18 protein-coding genes are annotated in these 16,520 nt (G+C 67.6%); all 18 read right to left on the reverse strand.

Annotated elements, in window-relative coordinates; all coding sequences use genetic code 11:
- Positions 1 to 2: 2 nt before the first annotated feature.
- The 18 genes from rplN to FB561_RS02845 all read right to left on the reverse strand — a co-directional run bounded on the left by rplN (position 3) and on the right by FB561_RS02845 (position 16,470).
- The gene (gene rplN / locus FB561_RS02760; protein ID WP_012923677.1) at positions 3 to 371 is read right to left on the reverse strand and encodes a 50S ribosomal protein L14; all 369 of its coding nucleotides are present in this window, start codon (positions 369 to 371) and stop codon (positions 3 to 5) included.
- A 97-nt stretch (positions 372 to 468) separates the two neighbouring features.
- Positions 469 to 768: a 30S ribosomal protein S17 gene (rpsQ, locus tag FB561_RS02765; RefSeq protein WP_145802679.1), complete on the reverse strand. Its 300-nt coding sequence runs from the start codon at positions 766 to 768 to the stop codon at positions 469 to 471.
- Entirely contained in the window at positions 765 to 1,061 is a 297-nt protein-coding gene (gene rpmC, locus FB561_RS02770) for a 50S ribosomal protein L29 (RefSeq protein ID WP_145802681.1), read from the reverse strand. The genes rpsQ and rpmC overlap by 4 nt, the downstream gene beginning before the upstream one ends.
- Complete coding sequence (gene rplP / locus FB561_RS02775; RefSeq protein WP_145802683.1) at positions 1,061 to 1,480, reverse strand: 50S ribosomal protein L16; 420 nt, start codon at positions 1,478 to 1,480, stop codon at positions 1,061 to 1,063. Before rplP ends, rpmC begins: the two co-directional genes overlap by 1 nt.
- A 3-nt stretch (positions 1,481 to 1,483) precedes the next feature.
- Complete coding sequence (gene rpsC / locus FB561_RS02780; protein ID WP_145802685.1) at positions 1,484 to 2,335, reverse strand: 30S ribosomal protein S3; 852 nt, start codon at positions 2,333 to 2,335, stop codon at positions 1,484 to 1,486.
- Positions 2,335 to 2,802 carry a 50S ribosomal protein L22 gene (rplV, locus tag FB561_RS02785; RefSeq protein WP_145802687.1) on the reverse strand — a complete coding sequence of 156 codons (468 nt, stop codon included), beginning with the start codon at positions 2,800 to 2,802 and terminating at the stop codon, positions 2,335 to 2,337. The genes rpsC and rplV overlap by 1 nt, the downstream gene beginning before the upstream one ends.
- 52 nt (positions 2,803 to 2,854) lie before the next feature.
- Positions 2,855 to 3,136 (reverse strand): 30S ribosomal protein S19, encoded by a 282-nt coding sequence (rpsS, locus tag FB561_RS02790; RefSeq protein WP_131361012.1) that lies wholly within the window; start codon positions 3,134 to 3,136, stop codon positions 2,855 to 2,857.
- Positions 3,137 to 3,151: 15 nt separating this feature from the next.
- Positions 3,152 to 3,985 carry a 50S ribosomal protein L2 gene (rplB, locus tag FB561_RS02795; protein WP_145802689.1) on the reverse strand — a complete coding sequence of 278 codons (834 nt, stop codon included), beginning with the start codon at positions 3,983 to 3,985 and terminating at the stop codon, positions 3,152 to 3,154.
- Positions 3,985 to 4,290, reverse strand: a complete 306-nt coding sequence (gene rplW, locus FB561_RS02800) for a 50S ribosomal protein L23 (protein WP_145802692.1) — start codon at positions 4,288 to 4,290, stop codon at positions 3,985 to 3,987. Before rplW ends, rplB begins: the two co-directional genes overlap by 1 nt.
- A complete protein-coding gene (rplD, locus tag FB561_RS02805; protein WP_145802694.1) occupies positions 4,287 to 4,979 on the reverse strand; it encodes a 50S ribosomal protein L4 in 693 nt (230 codons plus the stop codon). The genes rplW and rplD overlap by 4 nt, the downstream gene beginning before the upstream one ends.
- Positions 4,976 to 5,632 (reverse strand): 50S ribosomal protein L3, encoded by a 657-nt coding sequence (gene rplC / locus FB561_RS02810; protein WP_202880527.1) that lies wholly within the window; start codon positions 5,630 to 5,632, stop codon positions 4,976 to 4,978. The genes rplD and rplC overlap by 4 nt, the downstream gene beginning before the upstream one ends.
- A gap of 16 nt (positions 5,633 to 5,648) precedes the next feature.
- A complete protein-coding gene (gene rpsJ, locus FB561_RS02815) occupies positions 5,649 to 5,957 on the reverse strand; it encodes a 30S ribosomal protein S10 (protein WP_012923688.1) in 309 nt (102 codons plus the stop codon).
- A gap of 359 nt (positions 5,958 to 6,316) precedes the next feature.
- Positions 6,317 to 7,510 (reverse strand): elongation factor Tu, encoded by a 1,194-nt coding sequence (tuf, locus tag FB561_RS02820; protein ID WP_145802696.1) that lies wholly within the window; start codon positions 7,508 to 7,510, stop codon positions 6,317 to 6,319.
- 72 nt (positions 7,511 to 7,582) lie between these two features.
- Positions 7,583 to 9,643 carry an elongation factor G gene (fusA, locus tag FB561_RS02825; RefSeq protein WP_238335139.1) on the reverse strand — a complete coding sequence of 687 codons (2,061 nt, stop codon included), beginning with the start codon at positions 9,641 to 9,643 and terminating at the stop codon, positions 7,583 to 7,585.
- A gap of 122 nt (positions 9,644 to 9,765) precedes the next feature.
- Complete coding sequence (rpsG, locus tag FB561_RS02830) at positions 9,766 to 10,236, reverse strand: 30S ribosomal protein S7 (protein WP_131286359.1); 471 nt, start codon at positions 10,234 to 10,236, stop codon at positions 9,766 to 9,768.
- A complete protein-coding gene (rpsL, locus tag FB561_RS02835; RefSeq protein ID WP_012923692.1) occupies positions 10,236 to 10,610 on the reverse strand; it encodes a 30S ribosomal protein S12 in 375 nt (124 codons plus the stop codon). The genes rpsG and rpsL overlap by 1 nt, the downstream gene beginning before the upstream one ends.
- Positions 10,611 to 11,000: 390 nt before the next feature.
- On the reverse strand, positions 11,001 to 12,398 hold the full coding sequence (locus FB561_RS02840) for a nuclear transport factor 2 family protein (protein ID WP_145802701.1): 1,398 nt from the start codon (positions 12,396 to 12,398) through the stop codon (positions 11,001 to 11,003).
- Between the two features lie 211 nt (positions 12,399 to 12,609).
- On the reverse strand, positions 12,610 to 16,470 hold the full coding sequence (locus tag FB561_RS02845; RefSeq protein WP_145802703.1) for a DNA-directed RNA polymerase subunit beta': 3,861 nt from the start codon (positions 16,468 to 16,470) through the stop codon (positions 12,610 to 12,612).
- Positions 16,471 to 16,520: the final 50 nt, after the last annotated feature.

Consider the following 16,520-nt stretch of genomic DNA (forward strand, 5'->3'; position numbering starts at 1 on the left):
GGTCAGAGCACCTCCGGCGCGAGCGAGATGATCTTCATGAAGCGCTTCTCGCGCAGCTCCCGGCCGACCGGCCCGAAGATACGGGTACCGCGCGGCTCGCCGTCGGCCTTGAGGATGACGGCGGCGTTCTCGTCGAACCGGATGTAGGAGCCGTCCGGACGCCGGCGCTCCTTCACGGTCCGGACGACGACGGCCTTGACGACGTCACCCTTCTTGACGCCGCCACCCGGGATCGCGTCCTTGACGGTGGCGACGATCGTGTCGCCGACACCGGCGTAGCGCCGACCGGAGCCACCGAGCACACGGATGCAGAGAATCTCCTTCGCACCCGTGTTGTCGGCGACCTTCAGTCGCGACTCCTGCTGGATCATCTGTTGATCTCCTGGTTGTCTCGCTGGTTCTCACGTCCGTGAGCCTTGCGGAACGAATAATTTCGTCTGTCGTACAGCTGGGCGTTGCCGCCGGGGCCTACTTGGCCTTCTCGAGGATCTCCACGACGCGCCAGCGCTTGGTCGCCGACAGCGGCCGGGTCTCCATCAGGAGGACGCGGTCGCCGATGCCGGCGGCGTTCTGCTCGTCGTGCGCCTTGAGCTTGCTGGTGCGCCGGATGACCTTGCCGTACAGCTTGTGCTTGACCCGGTCCTCCACCTCGACGGTGACGGTCTTGTCCATCTTGTCGCTCAGCACCAGACCCTCACGGGTCTTGCGGCGGCCTCGCGCCTCGGTGGTCGTGCCCACGGTGTCGTCCTTCGCTGCGTTCTCGGTCATGCCTTGCTCCCGGCCTTCTCGCTGTCGTCCGCGGTCTCGTCGGCCTCAGCCTCGACCTCGGCCGACGCGGCCGGCGCGTCCACGTCCTCGGTGATGCCGAGCGAACGCTCGGTCAGCACCGTGTAGATGCGGGCGATGTCCTTGCGGACGGCGCGCAGCCGGCCGTGGGACTCCAGCTGACCCGTGGCAGCCTGGAACCGGAGGTTGAACAGCTCCTCCTTGGCTTCGCCGAGCTTCGTCAGCAGCTCGTCCCGGCCCAGGTTCCGCAGCTCGGCGGCGGTCAGGGTAGCCATCAGTTCTCACCTGCCTCTCGGGTGATGAAGCGGCACTTCATCGGCAACTTGTGAATCGCGCGGCGCATCGCCTCGCGAGCAACGTCCTCGGTGACTCCGGAGAGCTCGAACATCACGCGACCGGCCTTCACGTTGGCGATCCACCACTCGGGCGAACCCTTACCGGAACCCATCCGGGTCTCGGCCGGCTTCTTGGTCAGCGGGCGGTCCGGGTAGATGTTGATCCACACCTTGCCGCCACGCTTGATGTGCCGGGTCATCGCGATACGAGCGGACTCGATCTGCCGGTTCGTGACGTAGTGGCTCTCCAGCGCCTGGATGCCGAAGTCACCGAAGGCCAGCGTGGTCCCGCCCTTGGCAGCGCCGGAGCGCTTCGGGTGGTGCTGCTTGCGGTGCTTGACCTTGCGGGGGATGAGCATCGGTCAGCTCTCCGTTCCGGTCGTCTCGGCGGGCTTGTCGGCAGCCGGCGCCTCGGCGGCCTTGGCCGCGTCGTTGCTCGTGTTGTCCCGACGGTCGCCACCACGGCCACCGCGGTCGTCCCGACGGCCACCCCGGTCGCCACCACGGCCACCGCGGTCGTCACGGCGGGCCGGCCGGCGCTGCTGGGTGGCAGCCCGGGCCGCGGCCTGCGCCTCGCGCTCAGCGCGGGTGCCGGCGACGTCGCCCTTGTAGATCCAGACCTTCACGCCGATCCGGCCGAAGGTCGTCCGGGCCTCGTAGAAGCCGTAGTCGATGTCCGCCCGGAGGGTGTGCAGCGGCACGCGACCCTCGCGGTAGAACTCCGACCGCGACATCTCGGCGCCACCGAGCCGGCCGGAGCACTGGATCCGGATGCCCAGGGCGCCGCCACGCATGGTGGTCTGCATCGCCTTGCGCATCGCGCGGCGGAACGCCACGCGGCCGGACAGCTGCTCGGCCACGCCCTGCGCGACCAGCTGGGCGTCGACCTCGGAGTTCTTCACCTCGAGGATGTTCAGCTGCACCTGCTTGCCGGTGAGCTCCTCGAGGCTGCCCCGGATCCGGTCCGCCTCGGCGCCGCGGCGACCGATGACGATGCCCGGACGGGCGGTGTGGATGTCGACGCGGACCCGGTCACGGGTGCGCTCGATCTCCACGCGGGAGATGCCGGCGCGCTCCATGCCCTTGCTCAGCAGGCGACGGATCTTGACGTCCTCGCCCACGTAGTCCTTGTACAGCTTGTCGGCGTACCAACGGCTCTTGTGGTCGGTGCTGATGCCGAGTCGGAACCCGTGCGGGTTTACCTTCTGGCCCACTAGCGGGTCCTGCCCTTCTTCTCAGCGGCCTTCTTGCCCTTGCCGGCGTCGGCGGCCGGAGCCGCCTCCTCCTCGACCCGCGGGCCGACGACCACGGTGATGTGGCTCGTCCGCTTGTCGATCCTGGTGGCGCGGCCCTGGGCGCGGGGACGGTGACGCTTCAGCGTCGGCCCCTCGTCCACGAAGGCCTTCACCACGACCAGGTCGGTCCGGCTCAGGTGCTCGGTGCCCTCGGCGTTCGCCGCGGCGCTGTCGACGACCTTGTACACGGTCGCGGCAGCGGCCTGCGGGGCGAACTTCAGAGTGGCGAGTGCGTCGTCGACGCCCATGCCGCGCACCAGGTCGACCACGCGACGCGCCTTCATCGGCGTCACGCGGACGAAGCGCGCGACCGCGAAGGCCCCGGGCTCGTCGCCCAGCAGGCTCTCGCGACGGGCACTGACGGCCCTACGCTCTTGAACGCTCATGATGTTCGAATCTCTCCGTAGCTCTTGCTAGCGCTTCGTCTCTGACCGGGGGTCAGCGACGCCGTGACTTGCGGTCGTCCTTCTCGTGGCCCTTGAACGTGCGGGTCGGTGCGAACTCGCCGAGCTTGTGCCCGACCATCGCGTCCGTCACGAACACCGGCACGTGCTTGCGGCCGTCGTGCACCGCGAGCGTGTGGCCGATCATGTCCGGCACGATCATCGATCGGCGGGACCAGGTCTTGATGACGTTCTTGGTGCCCTTTTCGTTCTGCACCTCCACCTTCTTCATCAGGTGGTGGTCGACGAACGGGCCCTTCTTGAGGCTGCGTGGCATCTGTCCGGTCCCCTATCAGCGCTTCTTGCCGGCCTTGCGGCGCCGGACGATCATGCGGTCGCTCTCCTTGCGGGTGCGGGTCCGGCCTTCCGGCTGGCCCCACGGGGACACCGGGTGGCGTCCACCCGAGGTCTTGCCCTCACCACCACCGTGCGGGTGGTCGACCGGGTTCATCGCGACACCGCGGACGGTCGGGCGCTTGCCCTTCCAGCGCATCCGGCCGGCCTTGCCCCAGTTGATGTTCGACTGCTCGCCGTTGCCGACCTCACCGAGGGTGGCGCGGCAGCGCACGTCGACCATCCGGACCTCGCCCGACGGCATCCGCAGGGTGGCCATCCGGCCTTCCTTCGCGACCAGCTGGATGCTGGCACCGGCGGAGCGGCCCATCTTGGCGCCACCGCCCGGCCGCAGCTCGACCGCGTGGATGGTGGAACCGACCGGGATGTTGCGCAGCGGCAGGTTGTTGCCGACCTTGATGTCGGCGGCCGGACCGTTCTCGACGACCGTGCCCTGCTTCAGGTTCGACGGGGCGAGGATGTAGCGCTTCTCGCCGTCGACGTAGTGCAGCAGTGCGATCCGCGCGGTGCGGTTCGGGTCGTACTCGATCTCGGCGACCTTCGCCGGCACGCCGTCCTTGTCGTACCGCTTGAAGTCGATCAGCCGGTACGCCCGCTTGTGACCGCCACCGTGGTGCCGGGTGGTGATCTTGCCGGAGTTGTTCCGGCCGCCCTTCTTGGGCAGCGGACGGAGCAGGGACTTCTCGGGGGTCGAACGGGTGAGCTCGACGAAGTCGGCCACGCTCGAGCCACGGCGGCCCGGCGTCGTCGGCTTGTATTTGCGGATACCCATTACGACTGGCCTCCGAAGATGTCGATGCGGTCGTCGCCGGACAGGCTGACGATCGCTCGCTTGGTGTCCGGGCGCTTGCCCCAGCCGGTACGGGTCCGGCGGCGCTTGCCCTTGCGGTTGATCGTGTTGACGTCCTTGACCTTCACCTTGAACACCTTCTCGACCGCGAGCTTGATCTCGGTCTTGTTGGCGTCCGGGGCGACCTCGAACGTGTACTTCTGCTCGTCCAGCAGGCCGTAGCTCTTCTCGCTCACGACCGGCCGGAGCAGCACGTCCCGCGGGTCCTTGTTGACTCCGTGGCTCATGCCTCTACCTCCTCAGCCTCAGTCGACGTGGCGACGGCCTTGACGGACTTGCCCTTCGGCGCGCCCGCGACGAACGTGTCCAGCGCGCCCTTGGTGAAGACGATCGCGTCGTTGCAGAGCACGTCGTACGCGTTCAGCTGGTCGACGGCGATCAGGTGCACGGTCGGCACGTTGCGCAGGCTCAGCCAGGTGAGCTCGTCCCCGCGCTCGAGGGCGACCAGCACCTTGACGTGCTCGGTGAGCTCGGCCAGCACCTTGAGGGCCGCCTTGGTGGAGGGCTTGTCGCCGTCCACGAAGCTCTCGACCACGTGCACGCGGCCGTCGCGGGCCCGGTCGGACAGCGCACCGCGGAGCGCGGCGGCGATCATCTTCTTCGGGGTCCGCTGCGCGTAGCTGCGCGGCGTGGGGCCGTGGACGACGCCACCACCGGCGAACTGCGGCGCGCGGGTCGAACCCTGGCGCGCACGGCCGGTGCCCTTCTGGCGGTACGGCTTGGCGCCACCGCCGGAGACCTCGCCCCGGGTCTTCGCCTTGTGCGTACCCTGACGGGCCGCGGCCAGCTGGGCCACCACGACCTGGTGGATCAGCGGGACGTTGACCTGAACGTCGAACAGCTCGGCGGGGAGCTCGGCAGAGCCCTTCTTGCTGACCTTGTCGCCCTTCACGACGACGACGTCGACGGTGCTCACTTGCTCGCTCCCTTCGCGGCGTTGCGGATCAGCACGAGGCCGCCCTTCGGACCGGGAACCGCACCCTTGAGCAGAATCAGGCCGCGCTCGGAGTCGATCGCGTGAACGCTGATGTTCTGCGTGGTGACCTGCTCGTTGCCCATCCGGCCCGCCATCCGCAGGCCCTTGAAGACCCGGCCGGGGGTGGCGCAGCCGCCGATGGAGCCCGGCGAACGGTGCTTCTTGTGCACACCGTGGGAGGCCTTCAGGCCGCCGAAGCCGTGGCGCTTCATCACACCGGCGAAGCCCTTGCCCTTGCTGGTGGCGGAGACATCGACGGTCTCGCCCGCTTCGAACGCCTCGGCCTTGATCTCCTGGCCCAGCGTGTACTCACTGGCGTCGGCGGTGCGCAGCTCCAGTAGGTGGCGCCGCGGCGTCACGCCGGCCTTGTCGAAGTGGCCGCGCATGGGCTTGGTCACCTTGCGCGGGTCGATGTCGCCGTAGGCAATCTGCACGCCGTCGTAGCCGTGGCTCGCCGAGGTACGCACCTCGGTCACCACGCACGGACCGGCCTGGATCACGGTGACGGGGACGACTCGGTTGTTCTCGTCCCAGGTCTGGGTCATACCGAGCTTGGTGCCCAGCAGACCACGCGTGTTCTTCTGAATGCTCATTGGTGTCGTGGTTCCCTCAGAGCTTGATCTCGATGTCGACACCGGCCGGCAGGTCGAGACGCATCAGCGAGTCGACGGTCTTCGGCGTGGGGTCGATGATGTCGATGAGCCGCTTGTGGGTGCGCATCTCGAAGTGCTCGCGGCTGTCCTTGTACTTGTGCGGCGAGCGGATGACGCAGAACACGTTCTTTTCCGTCGGCAACGGCACCGGGCCAGCAACCTTCGCACCAGTACGCGTCACCGTGTCGACAATCTTGCGCGCCGAGCTGTCGATGACCTCGTGGTCGTAGGCCTTCAGCCGGATGCGGATCTTTTGTCCCGCCATCGCTTCGCTTCGTCCTTCTCTATCGTCAACGTCTTCGTTGCTCCGACCCCCGCGGTCGGGTGTGTCGCGGACGCGGAACGCGCGTCAGTACGACCAAATCGACCTGGGATGGTGATCGGGGCCCGGTCTCGGACCGGAACCTCGGCATGGTCTCCGGTCCGGCACACCAGCCAGACCGGAAGATCTGGGGCGCGCCCCGGCGGCCTCGCCTGAGCAACCTGAATATTGTGCCAGAGATCGGCATCGGAATGCCAATCGGGTGGCCTCACGCCTGGCCCGGGCTCTTCTCGGCCCCGGACCGGGCGCAAAGCAGAGGTCCGCGGGGGCTCAACCTGCGAGCCCTCGCGGACCTCGTGAGATCACTTGAGGATCTTGGTGACCCGGCCGGCGCCGACGGTACGGCCACCTTCGCGGATCGCGAACTTCAGGCCGTCCTCCATGGCGATCGGCTGGATCAGCTCGACCGACATGTCGGTGTTGTCGCCCGGCATGACCATCTCGGTGCCCTCGGGGAGCTGCACGACACCGGTCACGTCCGTGGTACGGAAGTAGAACTGGGGCCGGTAGTTCTGGAAGAACGGCGTGTGACGGCCGCCCTCCTCCTTGGACAGGATGTAGACCGACGCCTCGAAGTTCGTGTGCGGCGTCGTGGTGCCCGGCTTGATGACGACCATGCCGCGCTCGACGTCCTCGCGCTTGGTGCCACGCAGGAGCAGACCGACGTTCTCACCGGCCTGGCCCTCGTCGAGCAGCTTGCGGAACATCTCGATACCGGTGACCGTGGTGGTCTGCTTCTCCGGACGGATGCCGACGATGTCGACGGTCTCGTTGACCTTGACGACACCGCGCTCGATCCGGCCGGTGATGACCGTACCGCGACCCGTGATGGTGAAGACGTCCTCCACCGGCATCAGGAACGGCTTGTCGATCTCGCGCTCCGGCTGCGGGATGTAGGAGTCGACCGCGTTCATCAGCTCGAGGATCGACTCGCCCCACTTGGCGTCGCCCTGCAGCGCCGGGTGAGCGGCGACGCGGACGATCGGCGCGTTGTCGCCGTCGAACTCCTGCTCCGAGAGCAGCTCGCGGACCTCGAGCTCGACGAGCTCCAGGATCTCCTCGTCGTCGACCATGTCGCACTTGTTCAGGGCAACGACCATGGCCGGCACGCCGACCTGACGGGCGAGCAGCACGTGCTCACGCGTCTGCGGCATCGGGCCGTCGGTGGCGGCGACGACCAGGATCGCACCGTCCATCTGGGCCGCACCGGTGATCATGTTCTTGATGTAGTCCGCGTGACCCGGGCAGTCGACGTGGGCGTAGTGCCGGGCCTCGGTCTGGTACTCGACGTGCGCGATCGAGATGGTGATACCGCGCTGGCGCTCTTCCGGCGCCTTGTCGATCTGATCGAAGGCCGAAGCCTCGTTCAGGTCCGGGTACTTGTCGTGCAGCACCTTGGTGATCGCCGCGGTAAGAGTGGTCTTACCGTGGTCGATGTGACCGATGGTGCCGATGTTGACGTGCGGCTTAGTCCGCTCGAACTTCGCCTTCGCCACTGGGGCCCTCCTAGTAAATGTTGACTACGCCGTACGCCGACGCGCTGTGGGTGGTTGGTCCGGAGCGAGAGACTACTCGCCCCGGGCCTTCTTGATGATCTCTTCCGCCACGTTCTTCGGAACCTCGGCGTAGGAATCGAACTGCATCGAGTACGACGCGCGGCCCTGCGTCTTGGAACGCAGGTCACCGACATACCCGAACATCTCCGACAACGGCACCAGGGCCTTCACGACCCGGCTGCCACCGGGGCCCTCGTCCATCGACTGGATCTGGCCACGGCGAGAGTTGAGGTCGCCGATCACTTCACCCATGTAGTCCTCGGGTGTGGTGACCTCGACCGCGAACATCGGCTCCAGGATGACCGGATTCGCCCGGCGGGCGGCATCCTTGAAAGCCATCGAACCGGCGATCTTGAAGGCGAGCTCGGAGGAGTCGACGTCGTGGTAGGCGCCGTCCTGCAGCGTCACCTTGACGTCCACCATCGGGTAGCCGGCGAGCACGCCGAACTCCATCGCCTCCTGGGCGCCCTCGTCCACCGACGGGATGTACTCCCGCGGGACGCGGCCACCGGTGACGGCGTTGACGAACTCGTACCCGCCCTCACCACCGGCCTCGACGCTGGTGGGCTCGATGTCGATGATCACGCGCGCGAACTGACCCGAACCACCGGTCTGCTTCTTGTGCGTGTAGTCGACCTTCTCGACCTTCTTCTTGATGGTCTCGCGGTAGGCCACCTGCGGCTTGCCGACGTTCGCCTCGACGCGGAACTCACGCTTCATCCGGTCGACCAGCACCTCGAGGTGCAGCTCGCCCATACCGGCGATGATGGTCTGGCCGGTGTCCTCGTCGGTCCGGACCTGGAAGGTCGGGTCCTCCTCGGCGAGCCGCTGGATCGCGACGCCCAGCTTCTCCTGGTCGCCCTTCGACTTGGGCTCGATGGCGACCGAGATGACCGGAGCCGGGAACTGCATCGACTCGAGCACGACCGGCTTGGCCGGGTCGGCCAGCGTCTCACCGGTGGTGGTGTCCTTCAGACCCATCACGGCGACGATGTGGCCGGCGCCGATCGACGCGATCTCCTCACGCTTGTTCGCGTGCATGCGGTAGATCTTGCCGATCCGCTCCTTGCGGCCCTTGGTCGGGTTCAGCACCTGCGAACCCGCCTCGAGCTTGCCGGAGTAGACCCGGATGAAGGTCAGCTTGCCCAGGTGCGGGTCGGCCGCGATCTTGAACGCCAGCGCGGAGAACGGCTCGCCGTCGTCCGGCTTGCGCAGCACGACCTGCTCCGCGTCCTTGACGTCGTGGCCCTCGATGGCCGGGACGTCGAGCGGGCTCGGCAGGTAGTCGTTGACCGCGTCGAGCAGGGGCTGCACGCCCTTGTTCTTGAACGCCGTACCGGTCAGCACCGGGGTCAGCTTGCTCGCCAGGGTGGCCCGCCGGATGGCGGCCTTGAGCTGCTCGAGGGTCGGCTGCTCACCCTCGAGGTAGAGCTCCATGATCTCGTCGTCGGCCTCGGCCAGCGTCTCGATCAGCTTGTCGCGCCACTCGGCGGCCAGCTCGGTGTGGCTGGCCGGGATCTCCTCGACCGTGTAGTCCTCACCGATCTTGGTCTCGCCACGCCAGGTCAGCGCGCGCATCTCGACCAGGTCGACGACCCCGATGAAGTCGGACTCGGACCCGATCGGCAGCTGCATGACCAGCGCGACGGCGGCGAGCCGGTCCCGGATCATGTCGACGCAGCGCATGAACTCGGCGCCGGTGCGGTCGAGCTTGTTCACGAAGCAGATCCGCGGCACGCCGTACCGGTCGGCCTGACGCCAGACGGTCTCCGACTGCGGCTCCACGCCGGCGACACCGTCGAACACCGCGACGGCCCCGTCCAGGACGCGCAGCGACCGCTCCACCTCGACGGTGAAGTCGACGTGACCCGGGGTGTCGATGATGTTGATGGTGTGGTCTTTCCAGGTACAGGTCGTCGCGGCGGACGTGATGGTGATGCCGCGCTCCTGCTCCTGCTCCATCCAGTCCATCGTGGCAGCGCCCTCGTGGACCTCACCGATCTTGTAGGTGATACCGGTGTAGAAGAGGATCCGCTCGGTCGTCGTCGTCTTGCCGGCGTCGATGTGGGCCATGATCCCGATGTTGCGGACCTTGGCCAGGTCGGTGGTGATTTGTACGGCCACCTCGGTGGTCTACCTCTCGCTTCCGTGATGCATCAAAAAGAGTGAATTCAGGGTCCGGATGGGACCCCGGATCACCAGCGGTAGTGGGCGAAAGCCTTGTTGGCTTCGGCCATCTTGTGCGTGTCCTCGCGGCGCTTCACCGACGCACCGAGACCGTTGGACGCGTCCAGGATCTCGTTCATCAGGCGCTCGGACATGGTCTTCTCGCGACGCGCGCGGGAGTACGTGGTGAGCCAGCGCAGGGCGAGCGTGGTCGAGCGACCGGGCTTGACCTCGATCGGCACCTGGTAGGTGGCGCCACCGACCCGGCGGCTCTTCACCTCGATGCTGGGCTTCACGTTGTCGAGCGCACGCTTCAGCGTGATGACCGGGTCGGTGCCGGTCTTGGTGCGGGTGCCCTCGAGCGCGCTGTAGACAATGCTCTGCGCGATCTGCTTCTTGCCGTCCACCAGGATCTTGGAGATCAACTGGGTGACCAGCGGCGAACTGTAGACCGGGTCGATGATGACCGGCCGCTTCGGGGCGGGACCCTTGCGCGGCATTAGCTCTTCTCCTTCTTCGCGCCGTACCGGCTGCGAGCCTGCTTCCGGTTCTTCACACCCTGGGTGTCGAGCGAACCGCGGATGATCTTGTACCGGACACCCGGCAGGTCCTTCACACGACCGCCGCGGACCAGCACGATCGAGTGCTCCTGCAGGTTGTGGCCGACACCCGGGATGTAGGCCGTGACCTCGATACCGCTGGTGAGGCGGACACGAGCCACCTTACGAAGCGCCGAGTTCGGCTTCTTCGGGGTCGTCGTGTAGACGCGCGTGCACACACCACGACGCTGAGGTGAACCCTTCAGGGCCGGCGTCTTGTTCTTCGACACCTTGTCCTGGCGGCCCTTGCGGACCAGCTGCTGAATGGTGGGCACCGCGTAGGTCTCTTTCTGTCGTCCGGTCGGTTGCTGCGCGCCCTGACCCCCGCGGTCGGGTGTGTCGCGAGTGCGCACGGATTACCGAAGCCGTAATCTCAGACTGTCGGCAGGAGTCCGTGCCACGCGCGCTGGCCCATTCGACGAAGGGGCACGCATGACGGCCCAGGAAGCCCGGGGCACGATCGTTAAGACTAGCGGCTGCCTCTAGCACGGTCAAAACAGAAGCCCGCACGGACCAGAGGCCCCGCCGCTAGACCAGTCTACAGGGTCGCCAGGGCGGTCCGTGAATGCACTGGTTTCACTTCCGTCACACGACGCCCGGCGAGCGGTGATCGCCCTTGTACTGCAGGGTTCACGGGCCGCTCGCCGCGCGGGGCGAGGTCCGGATCAGGCAAGGATGCGGACCTCGGCGATCAGGCCGTCGGCCACCCGGTACAGGGTGATCGCCGGGGCCGGCGACTGGTCCGTGTCGTGCAGGACGACCTGGTCGACGACCCAGTCCCCCACGGTCAGCCGCTGCAACAGCTCGGTCTTGCACCGGCCGGCCTCGAACCGTGGCCGGTAGTACTCCCGCAGTGAGCGGCGGCCCTTGAGCAGCGAGCCGTCGGCGAACTGGAGCTGCGCGGTCGGCGAGTACAGCGCCAGGAACGCCTCCAGGTCGTGCGCCGCGTACGCCGCCCGCTCCCGCCCGACCACCCGGGTCGCCGGGGTGTCGGTGGCAGGCACCGGCAGCTCCACGGGAACGGCCGGAGTGGTCAGCGTGGCGCCGTCGAAGGCGAGCGTCGCCGGAGGCACCGCGGCGTCGGAGAAGGAGAACCCGGCCGGTGAGGCCGCCGCCGGGACCGAAGTGGTCGGGACCGAAGCGGCCGCAGCCGAAGCGGTCGCAGCTGTGGTGGTCGCCGCCGTGGTGGTCGCGGCCGTCGTCCGGCTTGTCGTTGCCGGACGGGCGGGGGCGGTCGCCGGACGCGCCGTGGTCGCCGGCCGCGAGGTCGTGGAGGTCGTGGAGGTCGTCGGAGGGAGGGTGGAGGTCGAGGTCCCGGCAGCCGGGAGGGTGCCGGTGGGATCTTCGCCCAGGTGGGCGATGGCCCAGTCCAGGGCCTTGGTCACCGCGGCGCGGGATTCGTCGGTGTGGTCGAGCATGTCGAAGCCGTGTTGCCCTTTCGGTACGTCGATGATGTCCAGCGCGGTGCCCCCGGCGGAGACGAACTCCGCCACCGGACGTGCGAGTTCCTCGCGCTCGCGGCCGACCCTCGTCAGCAGCACCGGCAGATCCTTGGGTTTGCCGATCACCTCGGCGGCGGAAACCAGTTCGCCGACCCCGGGCGGAGCGGCCAGCAACGGGTAGCTGAGCAGCACACAACGGAGCCACTCGGGCCGGCTGTCGAGCCACTCACCAGCGAGCAGCCCGGCACCGGAGAAGAACCACAGGGCGATGCGGTTCGGGTCGACCTGCGGATCGGACCGCAGGACGCCGACGGCGCCCTCCACGTCGTCGGAAGCGGCAGCGAGCCGGTCCAGTCCATGGACCAGCTCGTGCGCCGCCACAGCACCCACCAGGCCGCGCTCCGCGACAGCTGTCGCGTAGCCCTGGTAGACCGGCCACTCGTGTGGCGGTACCCCGGGACCGGCCGGCCCTGGATCCCCGGGCACGAAGAGGATCGCTCCCCTGCGCGCGGAGCCCGCGGGACGGTACAGGTCGACCTCACCAACCCGTTCGGTCCGTACTTCCGCCTGCTCCGCGACCGGTAGGACGAAGGGCCGCAGCTCGGGCGGGAGGTCGGTCATGGGGACCATCTTGGCGTATCAGGAGGACACTTTCAGCCGCTACGCCGAGTGCGTGTCCCGGTACCAGCGGGTCACTCCCCCGCGGACCGTCCCGAAGAGCCCGGAACGCTGTGTGAACAAGCGTTTGAGCCTCGTCCAGCAGACCCCGGAAACGCCGCGAGGGCGGCACCCCCTGGTGGGAGTGCCGCCCTCGGCGGTGTGGTGCTTCGCGTCAGTTCTGGTACGAACCGAGGTCGAAGTCGTCCAGCGGGACCGACTGCCCCGCGGACGGGCCGAAGTCGTAGTCGTACGACTCGTAGCCGACCATCGAGTACATCGCGGCCTTCGCCTCCTCGGTGGGCTCCACCCGGATGTTGCGGTACCGGTCCATGCCCGTACCGGCCGGGATCAGCTTGCCGATGATGACGTTCTCCTTCAGACCGACCAGCGAGTCGGACTTGCCGTGGATCGCGGCCTCGGTGAGGACGCGGGTCGTCTCCTGGAAGGAGGCGGCCGACAGCCACGACTCGGTCGCCAGCGAGGCCTTGGTGATCCCCATCAGCACCGGACGACCCGAGGCCGGCGTACCGCCCTCGGCGACGACGCGACGGTTCTCCGCCTCGAACAGGATCCGGTCCGCGAGCTCGCCCGGGAGCAGGTTCGCCTCGCCGGACTCGATCACCGTGACCCGCCGCAGCATCTGCCGGACGATGATCTCGATGTGCTTGTCGTGGATGGCGACACCCTGCGACCGGTACACCTCCTGGACCTCGTCCACCAGGTGCTCCTGCGCCTTGCGGACACCCAGGATCCGCAGAACCTCCTGCGGGTCCGGCGTACCCTGCGTCAGCTGCTGACCGACCTCGACGTGCTGACCCTCCTCGATCAGCAGGCGGCCCCGCTTCGACACCGGGTAGGCGACCTCCTCGGAACCGTCGTCCGGGGTGAGCACCAGCTTCCGGGTCTTGTCGGTGTCCTCGATCGAGATCCGGCCGGCCGCCTCCGAGATCGGCGCCTTGCCCTTGGGCTGGCGGGCCTCGAAGAGCTCGACCACACGCGGCAGACCGTGGGTGATGTCATCACCCGCGACACCACCGGTGTGGAAGGTCCGCATCGTCAGCTGCGTACCGGGCTCACCGATGGACTGGGCCGCGATGATGCCGACCGCCTCGCCGATGTCGACCGGCTTGCCGGTCGCCAGCGAACGCCCGTAGCACTTCGCGCAGGTCCCGGTCTTGGCGTCACAGGTCAGCACGGAGCGGACCTTGACCTCCTCGAGCCCGGCCTCGACCAGGTGCGCGATGGACACGTCGCCCAGGTCGCTGCCGGCCGCCAGTACGACGTTGCCCTCCGGGCCGATCGCGTCGGTGGCCAGGGTGCGCGCGTACGCACTGGTCTCGACGTTCTCGGCGTGCACGACCTTGCCGTCCGGACCCGGCTCGCCGATCTTCTTCGGCAGGCCGCGCTCGGTACCGCAGTCCTCCTCGCGGATGATGACGTCCTGCGAGACGTCCACCAGACGACGGGTCAGGTACCCCGAGTCGGCGGTCCGCAGCGCGGTGTCGGCCAGACCCTTCCGGGCACCGTGGGTGGCGATGAAGTACTCGACCACCGACAGGCCCTCGCGGAAGTTGGACTTGATCGGCCGGGCGATGATCTCGCCCTTCGGGTTGGCCACCAGACCACGCATACCGGCGATCTGCCGGATCTGCATCATGTTGCCTCGGGCACCCGAGTGCACCATCATCCAGATCGGGTTGGCCTTCTCGAAGTTCTCCTCCATCGCCTTGCCGACCTCGGCGTTGGCGCCGGTCCAGATCTCGATCAGCTCCTGCCGCCGCTCGGACGAGGTGATCAGACCCCGCTCGAACTGCTTCTGGACCTTCTCGGCCTGCGACTCGTAGCGCGCCATGATCTCCGGCTTGGACGGCGGCGTCGAGAAGTCGTCGATGGACACGGTGACACCGGACCGGGTGGCCCAGCGGAAACCGAGGTCCTTCAACGCGTCCAGGCAGTTCGCCACCTGGACCTTCGAGTACCGCTCGGCCAGGTCGTTGACGATCGAGCCCAGCTGCTTCTTGCCGACCTCGGCGTCCACGAAGGTGTAGTCGGCCGGCAGCGCCTCGTTGAACAGGGCGCGACCCAGCGTCGTCTCCAGCGAGAACCCGCCCTCGGCCAGCTCGGTGGCCCCGGCCGGCGCGGCGGCCTCGTCGAGGCGCAGCGTGATCTTCGCCTGCAGCGACAGCTCGTTGCGGTCGAAGGCCATCAGCGCCTCGGCCACCGAGCTGAACGCGCGACCCTCACCGAGGGCGCCTTCCTTCAGCATGGTCAGGAAGTAGATGCCGATGATCATGTCCTGCGTCGGCATCGTGACCGGACGGCCGTCGGCCGGCTTCAGGATGTTGTTCGTCGACAGCATCAGGATCCGCGCCTCGGCCTGGGCCTCGGCCGACAGCGGCAGGTGCACCGCCATCTGGTCACCGTCGAAGTCCGCGTTGAACGCGGAGCAGACGAGCGGGTGGATCTGGATCGCCTTGCCCTCGATCAGCTGCGGCTCGAACGCCTGGATGCCGAGCCGGTGCAGCGTAGGCGCACGGTTCAGCAGCACCGGGTGCTCGGTGATGACCTCTTCCAGCACGTCCCAGACCTGGGCGCGCTGACGCTCGACCATCCGCTTGGCGGACTTGATGTTCTGCGCGTGGTTGAGGTCCACCAGCCGCTTCATCACGAACGGCTTGAACAGCTCCAGCGCCATCGCCTTCGGCAGACCGCACTGGTGCAGCTTGAGCTGCGGGCCGACCACGATGACCGAACGGCCGGAGTAGTCGACGCGCTTGCCGAGCAGGTTCTGCCGGAACCGGCCCTGCTTGCCCTTGAGCATGTCGGACAGCGACTTCAGCGGCCGGTTGCCCGGGCCGGTGACCGGACGACCACGGCGGCCGTTGTCGAACAGCGCGTCGACGGCCTCCTGCAGCATCCGCTTCTCGTTGTTGACGATGATCTCCGGCGCGCCCAGGTCGAGCAGTCGCTTGAGCCGGTTGTTCCGGTTGATCACCCGGCGGTACAGGTCGTTCAGGTCGGAGGTGGCGAACCGGCCACCGTCGAGCTGGACCATCGGCCGCAGGTCCGGCGGGATGACCGGAACGCAGTCGAGCACCATGCCCATCGGGCTGTTGTTCGTCGCCAGGAAGGCGGTGACGACCTTGAGCCGCTTCAGGGCGCGGGTCTTGCGCTGGCCCTTGCCGGTCTTGATCGTCTCGCGCAGGTTGTCCGCCTCGGCCTTCAGGTCGAAGGTCTCCAGCCGGCGCTGGATCGCGGCGGCGCCCATCGCGCCCTCGAAGTACTTGCCGAACCGCTCCTTCATGGCGCGGTACAGGATCTCGTCGCCCTCCAGGTCCTGGACCTTGAGGTTCTTGAACCGGGTCCAGACCTCGTCGAGGCGGTCGATCTCGCGCTGGGCGCGGTCACGCAGCTGCTTGACCTCACGCTCGGCGCCTTCCTTCACCTTGCGGCGGACGTCGGCCTTGGCGCCCTCGGCCTCGAGCTGCGCCAGGTCCTCCTCGAGCTTCTTCATCCGCGTCTCGATGTCGTTGTCACGACGGTTCTCGAGCTGCTTGCGCTCCACGTCCACCCGGCCCTCGAGCGAGGACAGGTCGCGGTGCCGGGCCTCGTCGTCGACGTCGGTGATCATGTACGCCGCGAAGTAGATGACCTTCTCCAGGTCCTTCGGGGCGAGGTCGAGCAGGTAGCCGAGCCGCGACGGGACACCCTTGAAGTACCAGATGTGGGTGACCGGCGCGGCCAGCTCGATGTGGCCCATCCGCTCGCGGCGCACCTTCTGGCGGGTGACCTCGACGCCACACCGCTCACAGATGATGCCCTTGAAGCGCACGCGCTTGTACTTGCCGCAGTAGCACTCCCAGTCCCGGGTGGGACCGAAGATCTTCTCGCAGAAGAGGCCGTCACGCTCGGGCTTGAGCGTCCGGTAGTTGATCGTCTCGGGCTTCTTGACCTCGCCGTGCGACCACTGGCGGATCTCATCCGCGGTCGCCAGTCCGATCCGAAGCTCGTCGAAGAAGTTCACGTCGAGCACGATGTGTTATCTCCCGAAAAAATAGATAGGGGTCTGAGTGGTGTCGAGTT

Source organism: Kribbella amoyensis, assembly GCF_007828865.1.
Lineage (GTDB): Bacteria > Actinomycetota > Actinomycetes > Propionibacteriales > Kribbellaceae > Kribbella > Kribbella amoyensis.